24 protein-coding genes are annotated in these 25115 nt (G+C 62.9%); 11 read left to right on the top strand and 13 right to left on the bottom strand.

What is annotated here, in order from left to right:
* Positions 1-119: 119 nt before the first annotated feature.
* The gene (locus H4V98_RS03745) at positions 120-368 is read left to right on the top strand and encodes a DUF3297 family protein (RefSeq protein ID WP_196865045.1); all 249 of its coding nucleotides are present in this window, start codon (positions 120-122) and stop codon (positions 366-368) included.
* 179 nt (positions 369-547) lie between these two features.
* Here the strand turns inward: H4V98_RS03745 and H4V98_RS03740 are convergent, their stop codons facing one another.
* The 5 genes from H4V98_RS03740 to H4V98_RS03720 all read right to left on the bottom strand — a co-directional run bounded on the left by H4V98_RS03740 (position 548) and on the right by H4V98_RS03720 (position 4712).
* Positions 548-1645 carry an NAD(P)-dependent alcohol dehydrogenase gene (locus H4V98_RS03740; RefSeq protein WP_196865046.1) on the bottom strand — a complete coding sequence of 366 codons (1098 nt, stop codon included), beginning with the start codon at positions 1643-1645 and terminating at the stop codon, positions 548-550.
* A 127-nt stretch (positions 1646-1772) separates the two neighbouring features.
* Positions 1773-2528 (bottom strand): hypothetical protein, encoded by a 756-nt coding sequence (locus H4V98_RS03735; RefSeq protein ID WP_196865047.1) that lies wholly within the window; start codon positions 2526-2528, stop codon positions 1773-1775.
* A 91-nt stretch (positions 2529-2619) separates the two neighbouring features.
* Positions 2620-3843, bottom strand: coding sequence for a PHB depolymerase family esterase (locus H4V98_RS03730; protein ID WP_196865048.1), 1224 nt, complete (start codon positions 3841-3843; stop codon positions 2620-2622).
* 48 nt (positions 3844-3891) lie between these two features.
* Positions 3892-4314 carry a CopG family transcriptional regulator gene (locus H4V98_RS03725; RefSeq protein WP_196865049.1) on the bottom strand — a complete coding sequence of 141 codons (423 nt, stop codon included), beginning with the start codon at positions 4312-4314 and terminating at the stop codon, positions 3892-3894.
* Between the two features lie 170 nt (positions 4315-4484).
* A complete protein-coding gene (locus tag H4V98_RS03720; RefSeq protein ID WP_196865055.1) occupies positions 4485-4712 on the bottom strand; it encodes a SlyX family protein in 228 nt (75 codons plus the stop codon).
* 173 nt (positions 4713-4885) lie between these two features.
* Here H4V98_RS03720 and H4V98_RS03715 point away from each other — a divergent pair, with 173 nt between their 5' ends.
* Entirely contained in the window at positions 4886-5965 is a 1080-nt protein-coding gene (locus H4V98_RS03715; protein WP_231374924.1) for a branched-chain amino acid ABC transporter substrate-binding protein, read from the top strand.
* Between the two features lie 25 nt (positions 5966-5990).
* Here the strand turns inward: H4V98_RS03715 and H4V98_RS03710 are convergent, their stop codons facing one another.
* Entirely contained in the window at positions 5991-7112 is a 1122-nt protein-coding gene (locus H4V98_RS03710) for a hemolysin family protein (protein WP_196865051.1), read from the bottom strand.
* A 283-nt stretch (positions 7113-7395) separates the two neighbouring features.
* On the opposite strand from H4V98_RS03710, the gene H4V98_RS03705 reads away from it, so the two are divergent.
* The 3 genes from H4V98_RS03705 to H4V98_RS03695 all read left to right on the top strand — a co-directional run bounded on the left by H4V98_RS03705 (position 7396) and on the right by H4V98_RS03695 (position 13687).
* Positions 7396-11454 (top strand): Pls/PosA family non-ribosomal peptide synthetase, encoded by a 4059-nt coding sequence (locus tag H4V98_RS03705; protein ID WP_196865052.1) that lies wholly within the window; start codon positions 7396-7398, stop codon positions 11452-11454.
* Between the two features lie 14 nt (positions 11455-11468).
* A complete protein-coding gene (locus H4V98_RS03700; protein ID WP_196865053.1) occupies positions 11469-12074 on the top strand; it encodes a 4'-phosphopantetheinyl transferase superfamily protein in 606 nt (201 codons plus the stop codon).
* A 734-nt stretch (positions 12075-12808) separates the two neighbouring features.
* Entirely contained in the window at positions 12809-13687 is an 879-nt protein-coding gene (locus H4V98_RS03695; protein WP_196865054.1) for an alpha/beta hydrolase-fold protein, read from the top strand.
* A 945-nt stretch (positions 13688-14632) separates the two neighbouring features.
* Here the strand turns inward: H4V98_RS03695 and H4V98_RS03690 are convergent.
* The 3 genes from H4V98_RS03690 to H4V98_RS03680 form a co-directional block, all read right to left on the bottom strand.
* On the bottom strand, positions 14633-15289 hold the full coding sequence (locus H4V98_RS03690; protein ID WP_196864887.1) for a transmembrane anchor protein: 657 nt from the start codon (positions 15287-15289) through the stop codon (positions 14633-14635).
* 20 nt (positions 15290-15309) lie between these two features.
* Positions 15310-16047 carry a HupE/UreJ family protein gene (locus H4V98_RS03685; RefSeq protein ID WP_196864888.1) on the bottom strand — a complete coding sequence of 246 codons (738 nt, stop codon included), beginning with the start codon at positions 16045-16047 and terminating at the stop codon, positions 15310-15312.
* Positions 16048-16140: 93 nt separating this feature from the next.
* Positions 16141-16494: a hypothetical protein gene (locus tag H4V98_RS03680; protein WP_196864889.1), complete on the bottom strand. Its 354-nt coding sequence runs from the start codon at positions 16492-16494 to the stop codon at positions 16141-16143.
* 120 nt (positions 16495-16614) lie between these two features.
* Here H4V98_RS03680 and H4V98_RS03675 point away from each other — a divergent pair, with 120 nt between their 5' ends.
* The 3 genes from H4V98_RS03675 to H4V98_RS03665 all read left to right on the top strand — a co-directional run bounded on the left by H4V98_RS03675 (position 16615) and on the right by H4V98_RS03665 (position 18734).
* Positions 16615-16893: a metal-sensing transcriptional repressor gene (locus H4V98_RS03675; protein WP_196864919.1), complete on the top strand. Its 279-nt coding sequence runs from the start codon at positions 16615-16617 to the stop codon at positions 16891-16893.
* An 8-nt stretch (positions 16894-16901) separates the two neighbouring features.
* On the top strand, positions 16902-18215 hold the full coding sequence (locus tag H4V98_RS03670) for an MFS transporter (protein ID WP_196864890.1): 1314 nt from the start codon (positions 16902-16904) through the stop codon (positions 18213-18215).
* Between the two features lie 252 nt (positions 18216-18467).
* Positions 18468-18734, top strand: a complete 267-nt coding sequence (locus H4V98_RS03665; protein ID WP_196864891.1) for a hypothetical protein — start codon at positions 18468-18470, stop codon at positions 18732-18734.
* A 221-nt stretch (positions 18735-18955) separates the two neighbouring features.
* Here the strand turns inward: H4V98_RS03665 and H4V98_RS03660 are convergent, their stop codons facing one another.
* The 4 genes from H4V98_RS03660 to purE form a co-directional block, all read right to left on the bottom strand.
* Positions 18956-19165, bottom strand: coding sequence for a hypothetical protein (locus H4V98_RS03660; RefSeq protein ID WP_196864892.1), 210 nt, complete (start codon positions 19163-19165; stop codon positions 18956-18958).
* Positions 19166-19412: 247 nt separating this feature from the next.
* Entirely contained in the window at positions 19413-20396 is a 984-nt protein-coding gene (locus H4V98_RS03655) for an L-threonylcarbamoyladenylate synthase (RefSeq protein WP_196864893.1), read from the bottom strand.
* A complete protein-coding gene (locus H4V98_RS03650) occupies positions 20393-21616 on the bottom strand; it encodes a 5-(carboxyamino)imidazole ribonucleotide synthase (protein ID WP_196864894.1) in 1224 nt (407 codons plus the stop codon). The genes H4V98_RS03655 and H4V98_RS03650 overlap by 4 nt, the downstream gene beginning before the upstream one ends.
* Complete coding sequence (purE, locus tag H4V98_RS03645; RefSeq protein WP_196864895.1) at positions 21613-22122, bottom strand: 5-(carboxyamino)imidazole ribonucleotide mutase; 510 nt, start codon at positions 22120-22122, stop codon at positions 21613-21615. Before purE ends, H4V98_RS03650 begins: the two co-directional genes overlap by 4 nt.
* A 217-nt stretch (positions 22123-22339) precedes the next feature.
* On the opposite strand from purE, the gene H4V98_RS03640 reads away from it, so the two are divergent.
* The 3 genes from H4V98_RS03640 to H4V98_RS03630 are packed head-to-tail and all read left to right on the top strand — an operon-like array spanning position 22340 to position 24937.
* The gene (locus H4V98_RS03640; RefSeq protein ID WP_196864896.1) at positions 22340-23233 is read left to right on the top strand and encodes a tetratricopeptide repeat protein; all 894 of its coding nucleotides are present in this window, start codon (positions 22340-22342) and stop codon (positions 23231-23233) included.
* Positions 23234-23248: 15 nt separating this feature from the next.
* The gene (locus H4V98_RS03635; RefSeq protein ID WP_196864897.1) at positions 23249-24430 is read left to right on the top strand and encodes a serine hydrolase domain-containing protein; all 1182 of its coding nucleotides are present in this window, start codon (positions 23249-23251) and stop codon (positions 24428-24430) included.
* A gap of 9 nt (positions 24431-24439) precedes the next feature.
* Positions 24440-24937 carry a cupin domain-containing protein gene (locus tag H4V98_RS03630; RefSeq protein WP_196864898.1) on the top strand — a complete coding sequence of 166 codons (498 nt, stop codon included), beginning with the start codon at positions 24440-24442 and terminating at the stop codon, positions 24935-24937.
* The last annotated feature ends 178 nt before the right edge of the window (positions 24938-25115 follow it).

Here is a 25115-nt window from a genome sequence, read left to right as displayed (position 1 = left end):
TTGGGCGGGTTGGCTGCGATTCTTGCCAGTCCGCTTGATTTCACACAGCCGGCACGGCGCATCTTGTGCCATCGGAGATACTCCGGGCTCCTGAAAATTTTTCCGAACCGGACCGCACCATGAACGAATCCACTGCAACCCCGCCCCTGCCCGACCGCCTGTCGGTTGACCCACGCAGCCCGCACCATGTCGCGGCCGTGTTCGAGCATGACATTGGCATTCGCCTGAACGACAAGGAGCACATCAATGTCGAGGAATACTGCATCAGCGAAGGCTGGGTGAAGGTGCCTGCCGGCAAGACGCTGGACCGCAAGGGCCAGCCGCTGCTGATCAAGCTCAAGGGCAAGGTCGAGCCGTTTTACAAATAACAGCGCGCCGCTGACGGGTCGAGCCTGGATTCCAGAACCAGAACCTGTTTGGCGGGCAACCGCAGCCTGCAAGAAATAAAGTTTTTCGCTACTTTATTAATAGCTTAAAACGCATACGAACTGTGCGCTAAAGCCGTTTTTTATGCTGAAAAATCGTTTTTCACAAGGGAAAATCTGCGCTAAGGCTTGATCGCGATCTTCAACACGCCATCGCGCTGGTGCGAAAACAATTCATAGGCGGCAACGATGTTTTCCAGCTGGTACTGGTGCGTCACCATCACACCCAGATCCACCCGGCCGGACGCCACTACATTCATCAGCCGGCGCATGCGTTCCTTGCCGCCGGGGCACAGGGCGGTGACGATGGCGTGGTCGCCCAGGCCGGCGGCAAAGGCCGACAGCGGAATCGTCAGGTCGCTCGAATACACGCCCAGGCTGGACAGCGTGCCGCCGGGCTTGAGCACCCGCAGCGCCGACTCGAACGTTCCCTGCGTGCCCAGCGCCTCGATCGATGAATCCGCGCCCCGGCCGTTGGTGAGCTTCATGACTTCCTCGACCACGTCGCAGTGGTTGAAGTTCAGCGTCACGTCGGCGCCCAGCTGTTTCGAGATGCCAAGGCGGTGGTCGTTGCCATCGACGGTGATGATGGTGCTGGCGCCCAGCAGCCGCGCACCCGCCGTGGCGCACAGGCCAATCGGCCCCTGCGCAAACACCACCACCGTGTCGCCAATCTTGATGCGCGCGTTTTCGGCGCCCTTGAAGCCGGTGGACATGATGTCCGGGCACATCAGCACCTGCTCGTCCGTCAAGCCGTCGGGAATCGGCGCCAGGTTGGCCTGCGCGTCGGGCACCAGCACATACTCGGCCTGCGTGCCGTCGATCAGGTTGCCAAAGCGCCAGCCGGCGGTGGCCTTGAAGCCGTGGCAGCCGCACAGCCCCATCGGCACCAGGTAGCTGCCGTCCTGCGACGGTGCGCCGTCCTGCGCGGCATAGGAATTGAAGTTGGGGCAGATGGCGCCGGCAATCACGCGCTGGCCTTCGCTGTAGCCCTGCACGGCGCTGCCGAGCTTTTCGATCACGCCGACCGGCTCGTGGCCGACCGTCAACCCCTTGGCCACCGGGTATTCGCCTTTGAGGATGTGCACGTCGGTGCCGCAGATGGTGGTGGTGGTGATGCGCACCAGCGCGTCGTTGGGGCCGACGTCAGGAATGCGCTTGTCGGCAATTTCAATACGGCCGGGTTCGACGAACACGGCGGCTTTCATCATGGCGGGCATGGGGGCTCCTTGAATGGAAACAGGACTGAATCACAATGCTTGTGAAATCAGTCTATCGCGCATCCCTGCCGCGCAGGTGACTCATCCCGCCGTGGTTGATGCAGGTCAATGCATTGATGGTTCCGCTTCAGGCGGCCAGTTCAGCCAGCCTGGCCTTGAGCGCCGCATTCTCGGCGCTGAGTTCGGTGATGGTCTGGCGCAGCCGGGCGATCACGCCTTCGGGGGTTTCAGGCTCGGTGCGGGCCACGGCCTGGCTTTCGCGCACCTGCCGGGCGGCTTGCTGAAGCTCTTTCTTGCCGCCGGCGACCGCCGCCACCTGTGCGTGCATCGGCAACGACGCCACGGTGGCCGCTGCGTTGATCGAGATGGTGCCTGACTTCACCGCCGCGACCAGTTCGGGCGCAGCGGATTTCTGGATCTTTTCAATCTGGTTGATGGTGGCGTTGCTGATGCGCGCCGACTTGGCGATGGCGCCCATCGTCGGCACCGGCTCGGGCTTGGGGATGCCGGCAGCCGGGGCGGCTTCGGAGCCGGACGCTTCGGCAGTTGCCGGCTGCACCCGCGCGGTCAGGATGTCCTTGCGGCGCAGGGCCAGCACGCCGCGCTGGAAATCGGACACGCTGCGCCGGCCCAGGTGCTGCTCGATCATCCACAGGTGCACATCGTCGATGGAGGTGAAGCGCGTGTTCTGCACGGTGTTGAAGGCAATGCCGTGCTGCGTGCAGATGCGGTGGCGGTTGTGGCCATCGACCAGCACGTCGCCCCACAGCACCAGCGCGTCGCGGCAACCCTCGGCCAGCAGGCTGCGCTCCAGGGCTTCGTTTTCTTCCGGCGTCAGCGGGTCGATGTAGGCAAGCAATTCTTCGTTGACGGTGATGTTCATGGCGGGGCCGGCAGGCAAAAATGGAAGGGGCGCCATTCTATAAGACCGGGGTCTTGCGAGTGGCGCCCCAGGCATTGGGCGATGCGGCCCCTCAATGCTTCGCGGGCAGGGTCTTCATCAGGAAGAAGCGCAGCATTTCCTCGGACGCATCCGGGCCGGTGCCGTCGGTGTACGTTCCCCGCGCGTTGCCACCCGACCAGGCATGGCCGGCGCCGTGCACCGCCCAGTGTTCGGCCACCACGTCACCGCCGGCGTCCTTGTAGCTGCGCTGGGTGTAGTCGCGGCCGTTGGCGCTTTTGGCGCGTCTGGTTTGCGGCGTGTGGGCGCCGGCGCTGGCCGCCAGAACCTGCTCGCCGTTGACCGGGTTCACGGTCGCGTCGCTGTCGCCGTGAAAGACGATGGTCGGCGGGCTGGCCGTGGTCCGGGTGCTGGGCGGCGCGCCGGTCTGCATCACGCTGAGCGCGGTCTGCACATTGGTCGCCGACCCGGTGGCCAGGCCCGAATGCACACCGACGGCGGCAAACAGGTCGGGGTAGGCGTCGCCCAAAATCGCCGCCATGGCGCCGCCCGCAGACAGGCCGGCCACGTAAACGCGCTGCGGGTCGATGTTGTAGCGGCTCATCACGTCACGCGTCATGCCGGCCAGCAGCGCCGGCTCGCCCCGGCCGCGCTTTTGATGGTTGTGCTTGAACCAGTTCCAGCAGCGCGACGAATTGGCGTGCTGCGTCTGCGCCGGGTAGAGCACGTAAAACCCACGCTTCAGGGCGGCTTCGTTCATGCCCGTGCCGGCGGCAAAGTCGTCCGGATTTTGTGTGCAGCCGTGCAGCATCACGACCAGCGGCAATGGCTCGGTGAAGGACGCTGGCGGAATATAGAGTTTGTACTCGCGGCTGCCGGCCGTGCCTTCGGTGTGGCTGCCGCTGATGAACTGGCCGGACGGGCCGGGCTTGACGGCCGGCTCGGACGGTTTTTGCGCTGGTGCTGCCCGGCCGACTTCATGCGCCTCCACGTCGATGACGTTCAGGTCGTCGGCCGCGCTGGCCGGTACAGCGGCGCCGCCCAGTGCGGCCTGGATGGCGGCGGTGGCGGCCTGCAGGTTGCCGGTCTGCATCAGCCGCGTGGCTTCGGCCATCGAATTCTGGAAAGCCGGGTTGTTCATCGGGCTGGGGGTGGTTTTCGCGCCAGCGGCCAGCCGGTGCAGCGGATGCTCGCCGCCGCTGTCGGCGTGCTGGCTGGCCGACGCCAGGGCTTTTTGGATGGCGCCTTGCGCCAGGCGGGAGGCTTCGGACAGGATGCGTTCAAGGTTAGCGTTCATGGTGTTTTCCTTCAGGGAACGGGTGGGTTCAGGGAACGGGTTGAAATATCAGCGGATGCGGCCGGCCAGCGCCGCCTTCACGGCCGGACTGGCATGCAGCGCGCCCAGCACCACCACCGAATCTATGGCGGCCAGCGCCAGTTCCGGGGTGACGTCAAGCGCGATGGTGGCCAGGCCCAGCACACGAATCTGCAAGGCTTCGCCCGACGCCTGCACGGCGCGCAGGCCGTCGGCGGTGAAATGCTGGATGCCGAGCACCAGCGTCTTGCGCGCCACCACCTGCCTGACCACCTCGGCATGGTTGACCAGCTGGTTGCGAATGGCGGTGCGGATCAGGTCGGTGCGGTTGGCGTAAAAGCCTTCCTGCACCAGCAGGTCGATCTGGCCCAGATCGACGTAGCCCAGATTGATGGTGATTTTTTCGTCGGCCGGCTTGGCAGCGACGACAGTGTTGGCGGTTCTTGGTGGCATGGCGCTATCTTAAAACCATCCAAGTGGATGGTCTATGGATGTTTATTTTCTTTACATCCTGCCATCAAACGCAGCCGTCAGCTATTTTTTTTATAGCTACTAATGCCCGTGTATATTGCGCAAACAGCCTTTTTTATCATTAATTTGTGGCGCAATGACCCGCTTGGCATTCAATAGTGCGGCGGCAGGTCGTCGCCGGCGCGGCTGAACACGCCGCTGCCGGCTTCGGGCATCTGCTGGCGCAGCCGCTCGACTTCGCGCAGCAGCGCGTCGATTTGCTGTTGCTGACTGATGACGACCTGGTTCAGCTGGTCCAGCAGGTCTTCATTGAAGCTGGACTTGATTTCCAGCTCGGTCAGGCGGTGGTCAATAGCGTCATGGGATTCGGTAGGGTGCATGCGCCAATTGGACACGAACTGGCCTTGCACTGGGGCAGGCCCGGACAGCGGGTAAAAACAGGCGTCCTATAATTTTTCGTTTGCCAGAAAGATTCGACATGCCTGCCATTTGTCTGCTGAACACACGCTCCCGTATCGCCCTTGCTGCCGCTGCCCTCTGTCTGGCCGCCCCGATGGTTCAGGCCCAGGAAATGCAAACCGTCAAGATTGCCCATGCCGGCCCCACGTCGGGCGGCATCGCACACATTGGCAAGGACACCGAAAACGGCGTGCGTCTGGCGATTGAGGAATTGAACACCCAGAACCTGGTGATCGGTGGCAAAAAGATCAAGTTCGAGCTGATGGCCGAAGACGATGCCGGCGACCCGCGCCAGGCCACCGCCGTGGCCCAGAAGCTGTGCGACGCCAGGGTGGCCGGCGTGATCGGCCACCTGCAGTCAGGCACGTCGATTCCTGCAGCGACGGTCTACAGTCGCTGCGGCGTTCCCAACATCACGGCGTCGGCAACGAACCCGGACCTGACGAAACCGGGCTACAAGACCACCTTCCGCCTGATCGCCAATGACAACGCGCTTGGCGCCGCGCTGGCGATTTTTGCCAGCGACGCGCTGAAGGTCAAAAAAGTCGCGGTGATTGACGACCGCACCGCCTACGGCCAGGGCCTGGCGGACGTGTTCAAGGAAACGGCCAGACAAAAAGGCATCGAGGTGGTGGCAGAGGAATTCACCACCGACAAGGCCACCGATTTCATGGCCATCCTGACCGGCATCAAGGCCAAGAAGCCCGATGCGGTGTTCTTCGGCGGGCTCGATGCGCAGGCCGGCCCGATGCTGCGCCAGATGGCGCAGCTTGGCCTGACCGATGTGAAATTCTTCGGCGGCGATGCGCTGTGCACCGAAAAGCTGCCCGCACTGTCGAGCAAGGCCGCGACCATCGTCAATGTGACCTGCGCCACCGGCGGCGCGTCGATCCAGAAAATGCTGGGCGGCGCCGAATGGAAGAAAAAGTACGATGCCAAGTTCCCTGGCCAGTTCCAGATCTACAGCCCGTATGCCTATGACGCGACCTTCGTGCTGGTCGATGCCATGAAGCGCGCGAATTCGGTGGACCCGAAAACCTACCTGCCCTTCATCGGCAAGACACAGTTCAAAGGCGTGACCGCCAACATCGCCTTCACCGCCAACGGCGAGTTGACCCAACCCGCCGTCACGCTCTACGTTTACAAGAACAACGCGCGGATCGCACTGAACTGAACCAAGGCCTGCGGCCCGTCGCGGCTCAGGCTGGCTCGACTGCAATGCCCAGCCGTTCGGCGCGCCGTGCCCACAGCTGGCGCGCCAGTTGCTGCATGTCTTCGATCTTGTCGCCCTCGTCCACAATTTCGATGCCGAGCAGGGTTTCCAGCACATCTTCCAGCGTGACCAGCCCCTTGGTTTCGCCGTATTCGCCCACCACGATGGCGATGTGCTGACGCTTTTCGAGCAGCGTTTCCAGCAGCCGAGACAGCGGCGTGGTGCACGGCACCGAGAGCATCTCGCGGCGAAACTCGTCTATCTTCACCGCGCCGTGCCCCTGGTTCTGGGCAATCAGCAAGTCCTCGCGCAGCACGAAGCCGACGATTCCGTCGAGGTCTTTGTCGTAGATGGGCAAGCGCGAAAAGGGCATCTTGCCCGGTGCCTTCAGGGCGTCCTGCACCGACATGTCTTTTTTCAGCGCCGACACCACGATGCGCGGCGTCATGATGCCGGTGGCATCGACCGACTTGAACAAAAACAGGTTGCGGATGATCTTCGATTCACGGTCGTTGATATGGCCCTGCTCCTGGCCGATGCCGGCCATGGCGACAAACTCGTCGCGGTTGAAGGCCTGCGTCTTCTTGCCGCCCGAAATCCACTGCGTCAGCTTTTCCGACACCACGATCAATGGGTACATCGCCTTGACCAGCAGGTTGACGTAAGCCAGGGTGAAACCAGCCAGACGGCGCCAGTGCAGCGCCCCCAGTGTCTTGGGAATAATTTCCGACAGGAACAAAATCAGCAGCGTCATCACACCTGAAAAAACGCCGAACCAGGCACTGCCAAACACCGCCGTCGCTTTGGCGCCAGCGCCGATGGCGCCTACGGTGTGGGCAATGGTGTTGACCGTCAGAATCGCCGCCAGTGACTGGTCGATGTTGTCTTCCCTCAACTTTTTAAGCAGCGCCGCCTTTTTCGGCTCGGTCTGTTTAAGCCCGGCGATGTAGGACGGCGTGATGCTCAGCAGGGCCGCCTCGGCAATCGAGCACAAGAAGGAAAACAGCAGCGCCAGCAGCACATAGGCCAGCAGCAGGAAAACATCGCCGCCGATGGAAACCTCCGCAATGGCGGGAAGGGCGTCGGGCAAGCTTGGGGAAAGGTCCATGAGATTGGCGGGCGCGCGGGCCTTGCCAAGTTGTTTCTAGGCATCGATTTTCACCCATTGACAATCTCCGCGCCGCCATGTGGAGACGACCGGGCTGGCCGCCGCCCGCCACAGCGGCGCCCAAGCCCCAGGCGTTTTGGGCAGAAAGGCGACCGGTTGCCAGCGTGTTGTGGTCTCAAGGAGAGAGGATCACACCCGTGTACTGGACGTTCATGCGCATGGTGACCCCTGGGCGCGCCCGGACAATCCGGTCTGTCAGAATCGGCTACAAACAAGACCTGCAATGACAACGACTCCACTTCTCGACGCTGCCGACCTTTCCCCGATTCACCTGCTTCCCGCCGACGACTCCGTTGCGCATCCCGACATTTTGCTGGGGCCGCCTCGCCCCGACCTGATTCGCGCAGAAGTCCTGGCCGACCTGCTGGAGGCCACGGCCACGCGCTTGCCGAACCACGCGGCACTGATCTTCGGCGAACGGCAACTGACCTACCGCGAACTCGATGCGCAAGCCGACCAGGTCGCATCAAACCTGATCGAAGCCGGCGTGCGCCCTGGGCAGATCGTCGGCCTGTGGCTGCCGCGCGGCATCGACCTGCTGGTGATGCAGGCGGCGATTGCCAAAACCGGCGCCGCCTGGCTGCCGTTGGATGCAGACACGCCGGTCGAGCGCATTGCCGTGTGCCTGGACGATGCGAATGCGCCGGGCATTGTCAGTTGCGCCGGCTTCGCGCCGCGCCTGGCAGATTGCGGCCGCGCGGTGTGGACGGCCGAAGCGCTGTCACTCCCCGGCGGGGCGCCATTGCGCCGTCGTCAGGGCGTCAAGCCGTCGGACCCGGCGTATGTCATCTATACCTCGGGCTCGACCGGCAAGCCCAAGGGCATTGAAATCAGCCAGGGCAGCATCTGCCATTTCCTGCGCAGCGAAAACGCCCTGCTTGGCGTGACCAGCACCGACCGCGTGTACCAGGGATTTTCAGTCGCTTTTGACATGTCGTTCGAGGAAATCTGGATCAGCTACCTGGCCGGCGCCACGCTGTGGATTGCGCCCAAAGAAGTAGCTTCTGACCCCGAAGCACTGCCGCGCGCGCTGGACGAACACCGCATCACCGTGCTGCACGCCGTGCCGACGCTGCTGGCGCTGTTTGCGCAAGATGTGCCCGGCCTGCGGCTGATCAACCTGGGCGGCGAAATGTGCCCGCAGTCGCTGGTGGCGCGCTGGGCGCGGCCGGGGCGCCAAGTGTTCAACACCTACGGCCCGACCGAAACCACGGTGTCGGCCAGCCTGGCCGAATTGCATCCGGGCGAGCCGGTGACCATTGGCCGGCCGCTGCCCAATTACGGCTTGCTGCTCATCAGCACCGACGTTGAAGTCGGCTTGAAGCTGCTGCTACGCGGCGAAGTCGGCGAGCTGTGCATCACCGGCCCGGGTGTGGCCGCCGGTTACCTGGGCCGCGCCGACCTGACTGCCGAAAAATTCCTCGCCAACCCGTGGGCCAGCAGCGCCGAGCAGGCCCGGCTCTACCGCACCGGCGACCTGGCCCGCATTGACCCGGACGGCTGCGTGCAGTGCCTGGGCCGCACCGACGACCAGGTGAAGATTCGCGGTTTCCGCGTTGAACTGGGTGAAATTGAAGCCGTGCTGGCCCGGCAGGCCGGCGTGGGCACGGTCGCCGTGGTGCTGCGCCCCGAGGACGGCATCGACCAGCTGATCGCCTTCATCGTCGCGGAAAGCGGCCAGACGCTCGCCAGCGCCGTGCTGCGCAGTGCGCTTAGCGCCGTGCTGCCACCGTACATGGTGCCCGGCCACTTTGAACTGCTGCCGGAAATGCCGCGTCTGACCTCGGGCAAGATCGACCGCAAGGACTTGAAGGCACGTCCGCTGGCGTTGGTGGCACGCGATGCCACGGATTCCGACACGCCCGAGAACCCGGCCGAAGACGCGCTGTTCGCCGCCTTGTCGCGGTTGTTTCCCGGCCAGCCGATCCGCCGCAGCGCCGACTTTTTTTCCGACCTAGGCGGCCATTCGCTGTTTGCCGCCCGCCTGGCGTCCGCGTTGCGCGCCGATGCGCGTTTTGCGCATGTGACGGTGCGCGACATCTACCAGCGCCGCACCGTCGGGGGCATTGCCGAAGGGCTGGCGCAAGCGCATGACGCGCCGCCGCCGGTCGATACCCGCTGGACGCCGCCGTCCGCGTGGAAGCGCTGGCGCTGCGGCGCGGCGCAGGCCGCCGCCATTCCGGCGCTGGTAACGCTGCACATGAGCCAATGGCTGGCGCCGTTCTTTGCTTACCATTTCTTCACCGGCGAGCCAGGCGATTCGCTGGCGCTGGCCATTGCCGCCGCAACGGGCGCCTACCTGATTGCCACGCTGCTGGGCTTTGCGCTGGCGATTGCCGGCAAATGGCTGGTCGCCGGGCGCCTGAAAGCGGGCCGCTATCCGCTGTGGGGGCTGACGTATTACCGCTGGTGGCTGGCCGACCGGCTGGTCGAGTCAGCGCCGACGTACATGCTCAGCGGCTCGTCACTGTATGCATGGTGGCTGCGCGCCCTGGGCGCACGCATCGGGCGCGACGTGATGATCGGCTCGATCACCCTGCGCGCGCCCGACCTGTTGGTGATTGGCGACGACGCCAGCATCGGCAATGCGGTCAATTTCGAGAATGCGCGCGTCGAGCACGGCGAGTTGCGCCTGGGCGCCATCGCCATCGGCGCGGATGCCGGTGTCGGCTCGTATGCCATCCTGGAAGGGAACACGTCGGTTGGCGCTTTCGGCCACCTGGAAGGTCAAACCGCGCTGAGCGACGGCATGGTCGTGCCGGCCGGGCGCACCTGGAGCGGCTCGCCGGCGCGCGATGTCGGCGCGTTCGACAAGGCGTCCAACCCGGCGCGGCTTCCGGTGTCCAGAACCCGGCTGGCCACCGAGGCGGTGTACTTCGTGTGTGGCGCGCTGCTGATCACGACGCTGTTCTTCTTGCCGGTGTTTCCCAGCTTCATGCTGATCGACTGGATCGACAACTCCGAGAACTTCGGGCCGGTGCCCAACAGCGAGATTCCCTTTCAGCTGGCCAAGTATTTCGTGCTGGCCTTCCCGGCCACAGCGGTGCTGATCGTGCTGACCGCCCTGCTGTCGGCGGCGATTCGCTGGGGCGTGCTGCCACGCATGAAGCCCGGCAGCTGGCCGGTGCACAGCAACAAATACTGCGCCAAATGGCTGGTCAACCAGATCCAGGAATCTTCCTTGAGCGTGCTGCATGGCGTATATGCCACGGTGTATGCGCCGTTCTGGTACCGGCTGCTGGGCGCCAAGGTCGGCCGGGGCGCGGAAATTTCAACCGCGCTCGGCCTGGTGCCCGACATGCTCACGCTGGGCGAAGACACCTTCATTGCCGACGCGGTGATGCTGGGCGACGAAAAAATCGATGGCGGCTGGATGACCATGAAGCCCACGGTCATCTCGCGACGCAGCTTTGTCGGCAACGGCGCCTACATTCCCGACGGCACGACGCTGCCGGAAAACGTGCTGATCGGCGTGCATTCGACCGTGCCGGGCAACGACGCCATGCGCAACGGCGACACCTGGCTCGGCTCGCCGCCCATCAACCTGCCGGCGCGTGAAGAAGTGCGCGGCTTTGCCGAACACCTGACATTCAGGCCGTCGGTGCTGCGCCGCATCGGGCGCGGCACGGTGGAGGCGTTTCGCATCGTCGCGCCGCATGCGTTTGTCATCGCCGTCGGCTACACCGTCGTGCTCGACGTGATGCCGCTGGCCGCCGTGGGCCGCTGGGGCGAGGTGGTGGCCGACCTGACCCTGGCCGGCCTGGCGTATGGCATCGGCACCTTTGTTTTCGTGGCGGCGCTCAAGTGGGGGCTGCTGCGCCGCTACCAGAAATGCAGCGTGCCGATGTGGACGCCCTTCGTCTGGCTGTCGGAGGCCGTCACCAACCTGTACGAAGGCATCGCCGTGCCCAATTTCATGCGTTACCTGCGCGGCACGCCGTGGCTGCCGGTCGCGCTGAACCTGCTGGGCAGCCGCATCGGGCGCGGCGTGTACCTGGACACCACCGACATCACCGAATTCGACTGCGTGACGATTGGCGAGTACAGCGAGCTCAACGCCCTGGCCTGCCCGCAAACCCATTTGTTCGAAGACCGGATCATGAAGATCGACCACGTCACCATCGGCCGCCGCGTCTACATGGGGCCGCGCAGCGCCGTGCTGTACAGCGCCGTGGTCGGCGACAACGCCAAGCTCGGCGCGCTGACGCTGGTGATGAAGGGCGAATTCATTCCGGCGGCCACGGCCTGGCGCGGCTGCCCGGCAGCGCCAGCGCGCCTGTAAAGCCGCTGCTCAGGATGCCTCAAGCGCGGGTCGCTGTCCATCCTTGGCCCGCCTCGCGCCACCGGCTAAACATTGCTTCGGGCGTCGGTGCAGAACTGCTGGTGATCAGCGTGGAAACGCCCCACAGCCCACTTCGCGACACGGCCCGGACACAAATTCGCGGCGCGCTGCGCGAAGTGCTCGGCCTGCAGCTGGACTGCGCACCCGAAGCGGTCACCTTGCTGTCCGTTCCCGGCCAGGCGCTGCGCGTCGCGCTGCCCGGCCACACCATAAGCGCCATCGGCCTGTCCGCCAGCCACGAAGCCGGCTTTTCGGTGGCGGCCATTCGCCAAGGCGGTCCGGTGGGCATTGACATCATGCGCATCGCACCGGCCTTCGACTGGCAAGCCGTGGCCCGCGACTACCTCGGCCCGCAGGCCTGGCACCGCATTGCCAGCCAGCCCGAGCCCGACCAGCCGCAAGCCTTTGCCTGCGAATGGACGCGCCTGGAAGCCGGCCTGAAATGTTTGGGAATTGGGCTGCAGGAGTGGTGCCCGGCGCTGGCGCAAAGGCTTGAAGGCTGCCGCCTGATGGCGCTTGACGTGCCCGCAGGACTGTTCGGCGCTGTGGCCTGGCGCTGAACGACCCGCGTGCCAAGGCTCAGGCGGTGGACGGTTCGCAGAACCGGATGCGGTTGCCAAACGGGCATCTCGCCTTCTTGTACCTTTACCGCGAAGATCCATTTACGACTTAAAGCAGCCAGTCACCGCACCGATGTCGATGACTGCTCACCAGCGTTTGCTGCCTTTCACGACTGGCAGCTTTCTGGTTGCCCAGTGTCCGTGCGCACAAAAGTCGTTCGTGGCGAAAATTTTGAATGTTTTTGACCCAGGTTTATTGGCTAGCTCGTGACCATTAAAGATTACTTCTTTCATGAAATAACAGGTGGAGGTGAAGAAAGTGGCGACGTCAGCTATACCGGTATAGTTTCCATAACATCAGTATGGCTACCAATAAGGCTATTCACCGCGTTAAGCTTCGCTTGGATAAATGGGCCCGTTGTCAATGGAAAATACTGTGAATGGTCGCTCTGTGGAGTTGGTTAAACCTGATGGCCCGGAGTATGTAGTCGTTTTTTAACCCCCCGCTCGTGCTGCATAGATTTGTCGAAACCGAATAATTATTACGAGCGGTGCGGGCCTTCATTCTGGACTATCGCGGAATCACTTGGTATGAGACGGGTGGCTTTCTCACCTCGTCCATGATGTTGACGCGTGCCTGTCACATGCGGTACTCAGCCACGTTCCTCGCAAGCCAATAATGCGCGAGCCAACTTTATACCGGTGTTGGCTCAATAATCGACAAGGAGACAGACATGCCTTTCCCCCAAATTCAGAGTTTCCAACGACTGACGGCAGCCTTAGCATTAGCCATGGCTCTGGTCACTCCAGCGCAGGCAGGAGATGTATATTCTGACGCAGCACCTTCACCAGTGTTAGGCAGGGACATTAAGTTCACCGTGTATCTTCCCGACGGCTACAAGCCGGGTAGCGCCACGGCCTACCCTGTAATTTACCTGTTGCACGGTGCTGGTGGTGACGAGAATGAATGGAGAACCAAGGGCGGTGCGGTTGAGTCGTTGGATGGACTCATCAAACGAGGCCAGATCCGCCCGTCTGTGGTAGTGATGCCCACAGCGGGTCCAGCATCGTGGTGGGCTGATGGTGTAGCCGACAAGGCGGGCACCGCCATCATGAAAGATCTACTGCCGTACGTGGAATCCCGCTACCGGGTCCAAACTGAGCGCAGCGGCCGTGCCATTGGCGGGCTCTCCATGGGCGGCTATGGCGCGCTGAACCTCTCGCTTCGCAACCCGGAGCAGTTTTGCGGTGCAGCCATCATCAGTCCGGCCATCTACGACCCATTACCGCCCGAGACCTCTGCGGCGCGGCGCACACCACAGTTTGTACGCAATGGCCAGTTTGATGCGGATACTTGGAAGTCACTCAATTACGCGGCAGCGCTGGACGGATACAAGGCGGGTGCCCGACGGGTTCCTATGTGGATAGTCTCTGGAGACCACGATTACCTGGGTATTGCACCCATGTCAGCCAATCTGTTTTGGCGCCTCCATCAGATCCAGCCTAAGCAGGTGGAGTTGCGTGTGATCGATGGCGACCATGAATGGTTGGTGTTCCGTGACGCACTGCCGGATGCCCTCCAGTACGTGGACAAACAATGCCGACAGGGTTAACTGATTAGTGAGTGTTCGCTGGGCGAGGACACGGGGCGGCACTGGCCAATGCACGCGGTCTTCCAGATAAGGCAGGCCCTGTGAACCCATATAACCTGGAGTGCAGCGTCTGAGCCTGCACTTACAGGCAAAAGATAACGCCCGGTGGGCAAGTCGTGTCAACACCCAAGGCCAAGACGCGGATCTGCACTAGTAAGGGATCTTGGCCAACAGTTCATGCGGCGCTGACCTTGCGCCTGGAATCCGTATCTCATGCCCGAAATCGAGCAGAGGCTTGATTGGGCAGAGCCGCAAGCCATGTTGGCTTGAACTGCACTGGACCAACATAAACTAGAGAAAAATGCAGCCGGGCTTTGTTGTACCAGAGCAGCTACGCGATCGCTTCATCGTTGGCTTGGCGCATTGACCGTCAGAAATGCAGCGTTTGCGGGTACTGGCCACCGGCTGCTTCTTAGAGGTTCAATTACACGGTTTGGCTTGCCAGTTAGCCGTCGTTCATGGCGGTCAGAAGCGTGCCCAAAGCGGATGCTCGCGTTTGACTAAAGTTGCCATTCGATTTCTGCCCTAGAGATCAAAAAGCTGACCTTGGAACCCGGAAACCACTTTTACCAGCTTACCGGCTCCTGAGCGGCGAAAGCGGGACTACTGGAAATCCAATGGCTCGCCCGATACCTGACATTGGCGCCAGTAGCCCAACTGTCAGCTACATTGCCGTAATTTCAACCAAAGAGGAACAAACTCATTCGTGGCTGTGTCCGTGGCCAGAGTTGCCGTCGTTGTCGTTGGGGCCTGCTTTTTCGCATCCGCTGAGCGTAGCCAAGAAACAGATTATCAAAAAAGTGCCGCCGAGAGTTTTTAGCGTTTTCATTTAAATATTCATTTGAGAGGTGTATCAGATCGAGTGCAGTGAAATTGCGCTGCGATGGGTATCGCAGCGCCCTTCATTTACTTCATTTTTTTGATGTCGGTGTAGTCGCCACGGGTCCGCAGAATCACCTTCACGTTGGACTTGCCCCGGTTGCGCCAATACCAGCCGTGATTGCCAGTGAACGCGGCCTCAAGCACGCCTTCATCGGAAGAAACTCCGCGACCTTTTTCGTAGCTGATCGACTTGCCCTGTGCATCGCCGTGGGTGTCGAAATTGACCTCACCGCCCTCGACCACCCAAGCATATTGGGCCTTTGCGCCTTCAACCATCTTCAGTTTGATTTCCGTTCCTTCTCCTGGCGCCAGCGTGAAGGGCATCTCGTCGCGCCATTCAATCTTGGGCGCCGCCTTGGCCGGCTCCTTCGGGGCAGCAGCCACTGCAGCCTTCACTGCAGGTTCTGCCGCATTGACTACAGCCATGCCAGGCGCCCCAGCTGCGGGCGACTGGGCAGCCGCAGCATCGGCCGCAGCCTCTGCCGCCAGCTGTTGCTTGATGTCGCCCATTTCCGTCATTCGCAGGATTCGACCGACCCCGGTGGGGTCGATGCCGTATTCAGCCGGAAGAACGACGGCAACCAGGAGGACCAGCGCCGAAATGGCGGCCAGCACGGTGGAGCGCAAAAGCTGCCTGGAAGAAGGCAACTCGGCGCGCAAGGGGGTATCGCTGTTGTACATGTTGAATATTCCTTGGGTGTTCAGGATACGAAGTAGCCGGCGAGCTGCATGCCCACCAGAATGAAGCCTGCGCTCATCATGGCGACGTTGGCGGTGTAGGCGTTGCGAATGAAGCTGGGGGTGCGGCGCCAGTAGCTCATGCCGATCAGGATGACCGTCAATGCCAGCAGCTGGCCGATTTCCACGCCGACGTTGAAGGCGAGCAGGTTGGGCACCAGTCCGTTGGGCGAGATCTCGTACTCAATGATTTTGGTCGCCAAGCCAAAGCCGTGGAAAAGACCAAACACCAGGGTTGCAACCTTGGTGTTGGGCTGGAATCCCAACCATCGCTGGAAAGCGCCGATGTTGTCCAAGGCCTTGTAGACCACGGACAGGCCGATGATCGCGTCGATCAGGTAGCTGTTGATTCCGACGTTGAAGTACACGCCCAGGATCATGGTGGTGGAGTGACCCAACGCAAACAGGCTGACGTAGATACCGATGTGCTGGATCCGGTAGAGGAAGAAGATCACCCCGAAGAGAAACAGGATGTGGTCGTAGCCCGTCATCATGTGTTTGGCGCCCAGGTACATGAAGGGCAGCAGATTGATGCCCGAAATCTCCTGGATATAGCCTTTGTCGCCTTCAGTGACGGCGTGGGCCAAGGCCTCTGTGCCGCCCACAAAAAGGCAGATAAAGAATGCCGAAAGAAGCAAGAAACGGGATGGCCAATTCGCCCATAGCGAACGTGGCAGCCTGTCGTGAACATAGCTGTGCATGGAGACTCCGATAGTCTGAAAGAAAGGGAAGCGCTGCGTGGCGCTGCGTGGCGCAGCGCGAGTGCGAGTGCGAGTGCGAGTGCGGAAAGGGTCTCAGCCCATCGGAGGGCGTTCCAGCCGGGACGCCTCCACCATTTGAATCCAAGGCCGCACCCGCACCCGCCAGCCGGGAAGCTGTGGTGCGGCCGAACTCAAGGCGACGGGCAGGGCGTGAGCGTTGTCGTGCGAATGATCCGCCCCGTGGTGGGCATGGCCAGCATCGGCGCTCTTGTCCAGCACCGCTGATTCGCCGTCTTCATCCCCGTGCACATGGCTGTGCGCTTCTCCGGTAGCGGATGAAGCGTCATGAAACGTTGTTGCCATGGCTGCCAGGCCGTGGGAACTTGTTCCACCCATCGAGGAGAGGATGGTGCCGAACATGATCGCCACCAGAACCAGCCACCGCATGCACAGCGCTGCCCCGTTAGGGTACAAGCAGGATGAGGCGCGCAGGCTCATGGCGTGCAATTGGGTTTCGTGAACATTGAAGAAGATTATAGTAACCTCCCCCAGGGGATAAAATTGACCATGAAACAACCGCATACTCATGCCTCCCATCCTGCCATCATCAAACGCCTGCGCAAAGCCGGCGGACACCTGAGCAGCACAATAGAAATGCTGGTGCAGGGACGAAGCTGCCTCGATGTCGCGCAGCAGCTGCAGGCGGTGGAAAAAGCGATTCAGCAAGCCAAGAAAGCCCTGATCCAGGACCATTTGGACCACTGTCTGGAAGATCTGGTGGGCCCCTTGGAGGCCGGCCAACGCCAATCCATGGACGAGTTCAGGGAAATCACGCGTTATCTCTGAGGCACACCATGCTGGACATTCTTGCCAACCGCACCTACCGCCATTTGTTCGCCGCTCAGGTGATTGCCTTGATCGGGACCGGGCTGGCGACGGTGGCGCTGGGGCTGCTGGCCTTTGACCTTGCCGGCGACAACGCGGGCATGGTGCTGGGCACGGCGCTGGCCATCAAGATGGTCGCGTATGTTGGCGTGGCGCCGGTCGCAGCGGCATTTGCCGAGCGCCTGCCCAGGCGCACCATGCTGGTCGCGCTGGACCTGGTTCGTGCGGGTGTTGCCCTGGTGCTGCCGTTTGTCTCGGAGATCTGGCAGGTGTACGTGCTGATCTTTGTGCTGCAGGCGGCGTCGGCTGCCTTTACGCCCACCTTCCAGGCCACCATCCCCGACGTGCTGTCGCAAGAAAAGGACTACACCAAGGCCTTGTCGCTCTCACGCCTTGCGTACGACATGGAGAGCTTGGTCAGTCCGATGCTGGCTGCTGCTTTGCTCACGGTAATCGGCTTTCACGATCTGTTTGCCGGCACGGTGGTGGGATTCTTGGCGTCGGCAGCGCTGGTGGTGTCGGTGGTCCTGCCGGCGCATCCAGCGCCGCAGCGCCGCAGTATCTACGACCGCACCACGCGCGGGCTAAGAATCTACCTGGCCACACCCCGGTTGCGCGGGCTGCTGGCCGTCAATGCGGCCGTGGCAGCGGCAGGCGCCATGGTTTTTGTCAACACGGTGGTCATCGTGCAGGCCGGATTGGGCCTGACCCAGAGCGCGGTGGCCTTGGCGTTGGCCAGTTTCGGCGCGGGCTCCATGCTGGCGGCACTGGTCTTGCCACGCGTGTTGGACAAACTCACCGACCGCAGCGTGATGTTGGGCGGCATCGGGTTGATGGTCGCAGGCATGTTCGTGGGCACCTGGGTGGCCGGACATGCCGCGCTGATGGCTTTGTGGTTCGCGCTCGGCTTGGGTTACGCCACCGCCCAGACACCCGCCGGGCGCCTGTTGCGGCGATCCTCGAACCCGGAGGATCGCCCGGCGCTATTTGCCGCACAGTTCGCGCTGTCGCATGCCTGCTGGTTGTTGTTTTACCCCTTGGCCGGCTGGCTAGGCGCTCGCTATGGCATGCCCGTGACGTTTGCGGTTCTGGGCAGTGCCGGCGCAGTGGCCGTGTGGGTCACCACGATGGTCTGGCCACCCCAGGATCCTGATGTGATTGAGCACGAACACACAGAATTGGCCCCCGGGCATACCCATGGCGCAACCAGCCATGGCATACGTCATTCGCACCCTTTCGTGATCGACGACAACCACCCAAGCTGGCCGGGGTTGGGTGGTTGATGTCGAAATTCTGAGGGCAACGCAGGACTGCCAGACTACTGTTTCCACCACTGCATCGCACATGCGTGCGGGCGTGACATGGCTTCGCAAGTCGCTGTTTGACGCTATGGTGAATAAGTAGCGACAAAGAGCTATCTACGGGAAAGCTGACTTTTGGGTACGACTCTTATTTGCTTGTAGAAGTCAGCAGCCAAGGAAACAGGCATTTCTTGGCTCGGTGGCTCCAAGAGACCAAAGCCCCCTCTACGGCCGTTGGAATTAACCTCTCCGGATGCGGCCAATCGTCTTAATCGGCTCTCGCTGCTCAAGCGCAGACCACTGGTAGATGCTGATTTCTCAGATCGAATGACCGCCATGGGACGCACGTTACAGCGAATAGCCCTTACTGAACAACCGTTCCCAATGTTGGAGCAGTCGGTTGCCGGTGCCGCAGTCATCGAAATCGTCGCCGCATTGCTGACGGTCAAGTTGCTGGTTCCAATGCCGGGTCTGGAGCAAGCAGTTCCGGAGGTCGACTGACTCTTGTCAGTCTGAAACAGACTTCCGTTATGCAGCCGGAGCAGTCAGTCGCGGTTCATGACCGATGGGCAGAGCGGGGCCATATCCAGCCATTTGCCAACGGCAGCTTTGTAGAAGTTCAATTCTCACGTATTTTCTGTCTGTTGGTCACCCTTCATGACGGGCTTGCAGGGCTGTCCGGCCAGTAGTCGGTGGTCGGACGTGCAGGTACTGAGCCGCGCTTAATCCTTCAGGCTCACCCCCAGGGCATTCAGCTTTTTTGCGTACGAATCCCTGCGTTTGGCTGCCTTTGCAGCGGTTTCGATAGCCGCCTGAATGGCCTTGGGCCCTTTTTTTTCAATCGCTTTGATCAATCCGAATTTTTGAGCAGCATCCAGCTCCGCCCTCCTGAAAGTGGCAAGGAGTTCGGCATGGGCAAGGGATGGATTCACAAGGACCTCATTGTCTAAAGCGTTATTTTCTGCGGTTTTTCGCGCTGACAGCCCTTGAAGGCGTTGCGCGTGTCTGCTTTGCGCCTGGAAATCCAGATTGCCGACTTCCGCATCAGGTCGGCAGTGGACGCACGAAATAGCTCATTGACTGACCGCAATCAGTCGGAATATTTCGGTCGGCTCGCCGCGTGCAACGTCTGTTCGTAAACGGCACCCGCCACCCATCCCCCACAAGTAGCCCACCACCTCAGCTCGCCGCAGCCCGCCCCAGCCGGTCGCGCACGCCGTCCCAGGCCATGTCGGCGGGCGGGTTTTCTATCCAGATCAGCTTGGCGTCCTGGGCGTCGAAGTCGCGCAGCACGGCGAACAGTTGCTGCGCGGTGGCCAGCGCGTCGTCGGGCATGCGGCGCAACAGTACCTGGGCCGACTTGACGCGCAGCACGGCGCGGGCATAGACGGCGATGTGGGCCGCTTCGGCGCCCAGCAGGTCGAGCGCAGTTTGCAGCGCGGCGGCGTCCATCAGCCGCACTTTGGCGTTGGGCGCGTAATGCGCCTCCAGCGTGCCGGAAGCGCGGGGTGTTTGGCCTGCGGCTTGCAAATCTTCCTTGTCCAGCACCGGCTCGCCGCAAGCCGCTTGCAGTTGCTCGCGGGTCAGCACGCCAGGGCGCAGCAGCACCGGCCGGCCACGGGTGCAATCGACAATGCTGGACTCGATGCCGACCGCGCACGGCCCGCCGTCGAGCACCAGCAAGTCATCGCCAAACTCGCCGGCCACATGCAGCGCGGTGGTCGGGCTGACGCGGCCAAAGCGGTTGGCGCTGGGGCCGGCCACGCCTGTGTTGCAGGCCTTTAAAAAAGCCAGTGCGACCGGATGCGCCGGGCAGCGCAGGCCGATGGAATTCTGGCCGCCAGCAGCAGCAGCGGCGACGCCGGGCTGGCGCGGCAAGATGACCGTCAGCGGGCCGGGCCAGAAGGCGTCGATCAGCCGCTGGGCAAATGCCGGCACTTTGCTGGCGTAGTCGCTCACCTGGCGGGCGCTGGCCACATGAACAATCAACGGGTGGTCGGACGGCCGGCCCTTGGCGGCAAAGATGCCGGCGACGGCTTCGTCGCTGGAGGCATCGGCCCCCAGGCCATAAACGGTTTCGGTCGGAAAGCCGACCAGCCCGCCAGCCCGGATGCAGCGGGCGGCGTCTTCAATGGCTTGCGGGTCGGTGCCGGGCAGAATCATTCGTCGCCTTCAAAACCCGGCAGGCCCAGAATCCTTGCCGCCTGGCGGGCCGTGGCTTTCACGCCGGCCACGTCGGCGCCGGTGATCGTCAAATGGCCCATCTTGCGGCCCGGCCGGGCCTCTAGCTTGCCGTACAAATGCAAATGCGCGCCGGGCAATGCCAGCACCGCCTGCCAGTCGGGCGTGCGCGCCTGGCCCGTAGCGTCAAACCACACATCGCCGAGCAGATTGAGCATGATGGCCTTTGAGTGCTGGCGCGGCGCGGGCAGCGGCAGGCCGGCCATCGCATGCACCTGCAAATCAAATTGCGACACGTCGCAGGCGTCCATGGTGTAGTGGCCGCTGTTGTGCGGGCGCGGCGCCATCTCGTTGACGACCAGCGCGCCGTCGGCGCTGCCATCGTCCACGACGAAAAACTCGACGCACAGCACGCCGACGTAGCCGATGTGACTCGCTATGGATTTAGTAGCTGCCTGCGCCCGTGCAGCAAGCGCCAATGGCATATTTCCTTCATAAACCTCGGTCACGGCCAGGATGCCGTCGACATGCAGGTTCAGCTGCGGCGGAAACGCCACGATGGCGCCGTCCCAGCCGCGCGCCACGATCACCGAGCATTCGGCGCTCAAAGGCAGCATTTTTTCCAGCACGCAGGCCACCTGCCCCAGCTCGGCCCAGGCCGTCGCCAGTTCAGCCGCATTCCGCACGCGCATCTGGCCCTTGCCGTCGTAGCCCATGCGCGCGGTTTTCAAAATGCCGGGCAGCAGGTCGTCGGGCACGGCCTGGAGTTGCTCCGGCGTTTCAATGACAGCGTACGGCGCGCAGCGCACGTCCGCCACACCGGCAGAGGCCATGAAATGCGATTTTTCCTGAATCCGGTCCTGCGCAATCGCCACCGCCGCCGCGCCGGGTGCGACGGGACGCGCCACGGCCAGGGCTTGCAGCGCACTGGCCGGCACATTTTCGAATTCGGTGGTGATGGCGTCGCACAGGCCCGCCAGTTGCGCCAACCCCTGCACATCGGAGTAAGCGGTCTGGATATGGTGGTGGCTGACGCGGCCGGCCGGGCTGTGCGGGTCCGGGTCGAGCACCGCCGTGAAATAGCCCAGGCGCTGCGCGGCATGCACGAACATGCGGCCCAGCTGGCCGCCACCCATGACGCCCAGCGTGGCCGGACGGCCGGTTTCATCGACCGTGCCTGGAAAAATGGGCAAGCGGCTCATACCGGCGGCAGCGTCATGGCGCGGGCGGCTTCGGTCTGCTCGGCGCGAAAAGCCTGCAGCCTGTCGGCCAGCGTTGTGTCATGCAGGGCCAGCAGGGCGACGGCAAACAGCGCTGCATTGGCCGCGCCGGCATGGCCGATGGCAAACGTTGCGACGGGAATGCCTTTGGGCATCTGCACGATGCTGTGCAATGAATCGACGCCCTGCAAATGCTTGCTGGCGACCGGGACACCCAGCACCGGCACGATGGTCTTGGCGGCCAGCATGCCCGGCAAATGCGCCGCGCCGCCGGCACCGGCAATGATCGCCTGCAGGCCGCGTCCGGCGGCGGCTTCGGCATAGGCGAACATAGCGTCGGGCATGCGGTGGGCCGACACCACGCGTGCGTCATGCGCAATGCCGAAATGCTGCAGGATTTGCACGGCGTGCTGCATCGTGTCCCAGTCGCTGCTGGAGCCCATCACCACGCCGACCAGGGGCGCTGCGGAGTTGTTGTTTGTCGTCATAAAGATTGAAGTGCTGAGGTCGCTGAAGGGCTGTGGGCCGATAAGGCGTGATTTTAAGGGCTGGGGTGGCGGGCCGGGCCATGCCCGGCGTAACCGCTGGCTGTGGCTTGCATGCTATCGTCATGGCTGCCGCCAGGACCGCTGCCCGCCCTTTCCTTTCAGGACGCCAGGGCACTGGCCTGAACCCCCTTATTCCAACCTTTAGTTGCCCAACACCATGATCGACGTCACCATTGCCAATTTTCAGCAGGAAGTCATTGAGGCTTCCATGACCACGCCCGTGCTGATCGACTTCTGGGCGCCGTGGTGCGCCCCGTGCAAGTCGCTGGGTCCTGTTCTTGAAAAGGTTGAAATCGCCTACGAAGGGCGTTTCAAGCTGGTGAAGATCGACTCCGACCAGGAGCAGCAACTGGGTGAAGCCTTCAGCATCCGCAGCATCCCGACCTGCATCCTGCTGATGAACGGCCAGCCGGTGGACGGGTTCACCGGCGCGCTCACCGAAGGCAAGATCAAGGAATTCCTGGACAAGCACCTGCCGCCCGCCCCGGAAGCAACGCCGCCCGAAGAAGAAGTGGTGCTGGACAGCGACCCCCAAGCCGTGCTCGAAAGGCTGCAGCATGCGGTCGCGACGAATCCGGCCGATGACAATGCCCGCTTCGACTATGTCAAGCAGCTGCTGAGCCTGGGCCGCGAGGACGATGCCAAGGTGGCGTTTGCGCCGGTGATTGCCCAGACTTCAGTAGTTCGGCGTTTTGATTCCCTGCAACGCTGGATGGATGCTCTGGATTTTGTAGCTACTGATGCAGATGCAGCAAGCGCACAGGCAAAATTTGATGCAAAAATTACCGCCAACAAGCGTGACTTTGACGCCCGCTTCGACCAGGCCCGCCGGCTGATGGCCGACCAGCGCTGGACCGACGCGCTGGACGAACTGCTTGAAATCCTGATGCGCGACAAGGCATGGAACGACGGCCTGGCGCGCAAGACCTACATCGCCATCCTGGACATCATGGAAACGCCCAAGCCCAAGGTCGCCGACGGCCAGATTCCGCCGGAAGACGCCACCGTGGCGACGTACCGCCGGCGCCTGAGCAGCGTGGTGTTGAGCTAACCGGCCCGAGTGGACATGACCGGGATGGTTTTTGCCCCGCCTGCCGAGGTGGGCCTGTGTGCCGGGCGCCTGCAGCGCATGCTGGAGGTGCTGCAGCTTGAAATCGACAGCGGGCGCCTGCCCGGCGCGGTGGCGCTCGTGGCCCGGCGCGGCAAGGTGGCGCTGTTTGAAAGCCTGGGCCAACAGGACCCGGCCACCGGCGCGCCGATGCCGCGCGATGCGGTCTTTCGCATCTACTCGATGACCAAGCCGGTGGTGTCGGTCGCCGTGATGATGCTCATGGAGCAGGGCAAGCTGCTGCTGGGCGAGCCGGTGGCCCGCTACCTGCCCGAGTTCGCGAACCAGAAAGTGGCGCTGGCGCAGGGCGGTCCGCTGGCGCTGCAGGACACAGACCGGCCGGCCACCGTGCACGACCTGCTGCGCCACACGGCCGGCCTGACCTATGAGTTCACGGGCTCGGCCGAGGTGCAGCGCCAGTACACGGCGCTGCAGATGGGTTCGCGCGAGCGCAGCAATGCGCAATTCTCGCGGGTGCTGGCCGCCCTTCCCCTGATGCACCAGCCCGGCAGCGTCTGGGACTACAGCCGCGCCACCGACGTGCTGGGGCGGCTGGTCGAAGTGGTCAGCGGCCAGCTGTTGGGCGACTACCTGCGCGAACATATCCTGGTGCCGCTGGGCATGACCGACACCGCTTTCAGCGTGCCGCAGGCCGACCACGCCCGCATTGCCGAGCCTTTCGCGCATGACCCCGACGGCGGCGTGCCGATGCGGGTGTTCGAGCCGCGCCGCGTGCCGGCGATGCAGAGCGGCGGCGGCGGCCTGCTGTCCACGGCGATGGACTATGCGCGTTTCCTGCAGTTCATGCGCAACAAAGGCACGCTGGAGGGCGTGCGCCTGCTGGGCCCCAGCACGGTGGACTTCATGACGGCCGACCATCTGGGCGCCATTCCTGCGGCAGGCGAGCTGCTGCCGCCCGGCCATGGCTTCGGACTGGGCTTTGCCGTGCGCACGGCCACCGGCTTGGCGTCGGTGCCCGGCTCGGCGGGCTTGTATTACTGGGGCGGCATTGCCGGCACGACCTTTTTCGTGGACCCGGCCCAGGATTTGTATGCCTTGCTGATGATCCAGGCGCCCAACCAGCGCGACTACTACCGCCCCCTGTTTCGCAGCCTGGTGTACGCTGCCCTGACGAACTAGGAGATCACCATGACACCGTCCCCTGAACAGGACCCCGGCCACGGCGCCACCGACTGGAAACACCATGGCGTGCGCGTGGTCCCGGCCGGCCAGCTGGACGGCAATGTGCCGTCCACCCCCGGCATGGAGCGCAAGGCAGCCATCGATTTCGCCCGCGTCGGGGCGCAAAAACTGTGGGCTGGCACCGTCACAATCCATGCCAATGCCAAGACCGGCGCCCACCATCACGGTCCGCTTGAAAGCGTGATCTACGTCGTCAGGGGCCGTGCCCGCATGCGCTGGGGCGACCAGCTGGAGTTCACCGCCGAGGCCGGGCCGGGCGACTTCATCTATGTGCCGCCGTATGTGCCGCACCAGGAAATCAACGCCAGCCCGACCGAGGCGCTGGAGTGCGTGCTCTGCCGAAGCGATGGCCAGGCCGTCGCCATCAACCTGGACATCGCGCCGGTTGAAAAGCCCGAACAGGTGTTGTGGATTGACCCGACCCACCCGCAGGGCGGCGTCTGAGCGCGCTGTAGATTTGTAATTACTCAGCTCCCTCGAAGCTCTCCGTAATCTCTTTTGTCATTGCGGATTTGATGAGCCTGCCCCGGACTTGATCCGGGGCAATCCATGACCCCGTTTGGGGAGAAGTCATGGTTCCCGGGTGCTGAAACCCCGGGCTTGATCCGGGGCCGGGATGACA

The organism is Polaromonas sp. CG_23.6 (genome assembly GCF_029892315.1).
In the GTDB taxonomy this organism is placed as follows: domain Bacteria; phylum Pseudomonadota; class Gammaproteobacteria; order Burkholderiales; family Burkholderiaceae_C; genus Polaromonas.
The sequence above is the reverse complement of the archived record's forward strand: the minus strand, read 5'-3'. Positions and strand labels throughout refer to the sequence as shown.

Excerpts from the sequence above, each read along its gene's own strand:
- H4V98_RS03745 (WP_196865045.1), top strand. The coding sequence starts at position 120 with ATGAACGAATCCACTGCAACCCCGCCCCTGCCCGACCGCCTGTCGGTT.
- H4V98_RS03740 (WP_196865046.1), bottom strand. The coding sequence starts at position 1,645 with ATGCCCGCCATGATGAAAGCCGCCGTGTTCGTCGAACCCGGCCGTATT.
- H4V98_RS03735 (WP_196865047.1), bottom strand. The coding sequence starts at position 2,528 with ATGAACATCACCGTCAACGAAGAATTGCTTGCCTACATCGACCCGCTG.
- H4V98_RS03730 (WP_196865048.1), bottom strand. The coding sequence starts at position 3,843 with ATGAACGCTAACCTTGAACGCATCCTGTCCGAAGCCTCCCGCCTGGCG.
- H4V98_RS03725 (WP_196865049.1), bottom strand. The coding sequence starts at position 4,314 with ATGCCACCAAGAACCGCCAACACTGTCGTCGCTGCCAAGCCGGCCGAC.
- H4V98_RS03720 (WP_196865055.1), bottom strand. The coding sequence starts at position 4,712 with ATGCACCCTACCGAATCCCATGACGCTATTGACCACCGCCTGACCGAG.
- H4V98_RS03715 (WP_231374924.1), top strand. The coding sequence starts at position 4,886 with ATGGTTCAGGCCCAGGAAATGCAAACCGTCAAGATTGCCCATGCCGGC.
- H4V98_RS03710 (WP_196865051.1), bottom strand. The coding sequence starts at position 7,112 with ATGGACCTTTCCCCAAGCTTGCCCGACGCCCTTCCCGCCATTGCGGAG.
- H4V98_RS03705 (WP_196865052.1), top strand. The coding sequence starts at position 7,396 with ATGACAACGACTCCACTTCTCGACGCTGCCGACCTTTCCCCGATTCAC.
- H4V98_RS03700 (WP_196865053.1), top strand. The coding sequence starts at position 11,469 with ATGCCTCAAGCGCGGGTCGCTGTCCATCCTTGGCCCGCCTCGCGCCAC.
- H4V98_RS03695 (WP_196865054.1), top strand. The coding sequence starts at position 12,809 with ATGCCTTTCCCCCAAATTCAGAGTTTCCAACGACTGACGGCAGCCTTA.
- H4V98_RS03690 (WP_196864887.1), bottom strand. The coding sequence starts at position 15,289 with ATGTACAACAGCGATACCCCCTTGCGCGCCGAGTTGCCTTCTTCCAGG.
- H4V98_RS03685 (WP_196864888.1), bottom strand. The coding sequence starts at position 16,047 with ATGCACAGCTATGTTCACGACAGGCTGCCACGTTCGCTATGGGCGAAT.
- H4V98_RS03680 (WP_196864889.1), bottom strand. The coding sequence starts at position 16,494 with ATGCGGTGGCTGGTTCTGGTGGCGATCATGTTCGGCACCATCCTCTCC.
- H4V98_RS03675 (WP_196864919.1), top strand. The coding sequence starts at position 16,615 with ATGAAACAACCGCATACTCATGCCTCCCATCCTGCCATCATCAAACGC.
- H4V98_RS03670 (WP_196864890.1), top strand. The coding sequence starts at position 16,902 with ATGCTGGACATTCTTGCCAACCGCACCTACCGCCATTTGTTCGCCGCT.
- H4V98_RS03655 (WP_196864893.1), bottom strand. The coding sequence starts at position 20,396 with ATGATTCTGCCCGGCACCGACCCGCAAGCCATTGAAGACGCCGCCCGC.
- H4V98_RS03650 (WP_196864894.1), bottom strand. The coding sequence starts at position 21,616 with ATGAGCCGCTTGCCCATTTTTCCAGGCACGGTCGATGAAACCGGCCGT.
- purE (WP_196864895.1), bottom strand. The coding sequence starts at position 22,122 with ATGACGACAAACAACAACTCCGCAGCGCCCCTGGTCGGCGTGGTGATG.
- H4V98_RS03640 (WP_196864896.1), top strand. The coding sequence starts at position 22,340 with ATGATCGACGTCACCATTGCCAATTTTCAGCAGGAAGTCATTGAGGCT.
- H4V98_RS03635 (WP_196864897.1), top strand. The coding sequence starts at position 23,249 with ATGACCGGGATGGTTTTTGCCCCGCCTGCCGAGGTGGGCCTGTGTGCC.
- H4V98_RS03630 (WP_196864898.1), top strand. The coding sequence starts at position 24,440 with ATGACACCGTCCCCTGAACAGGACCCCGGCCACGGCGCCACCGACTGG.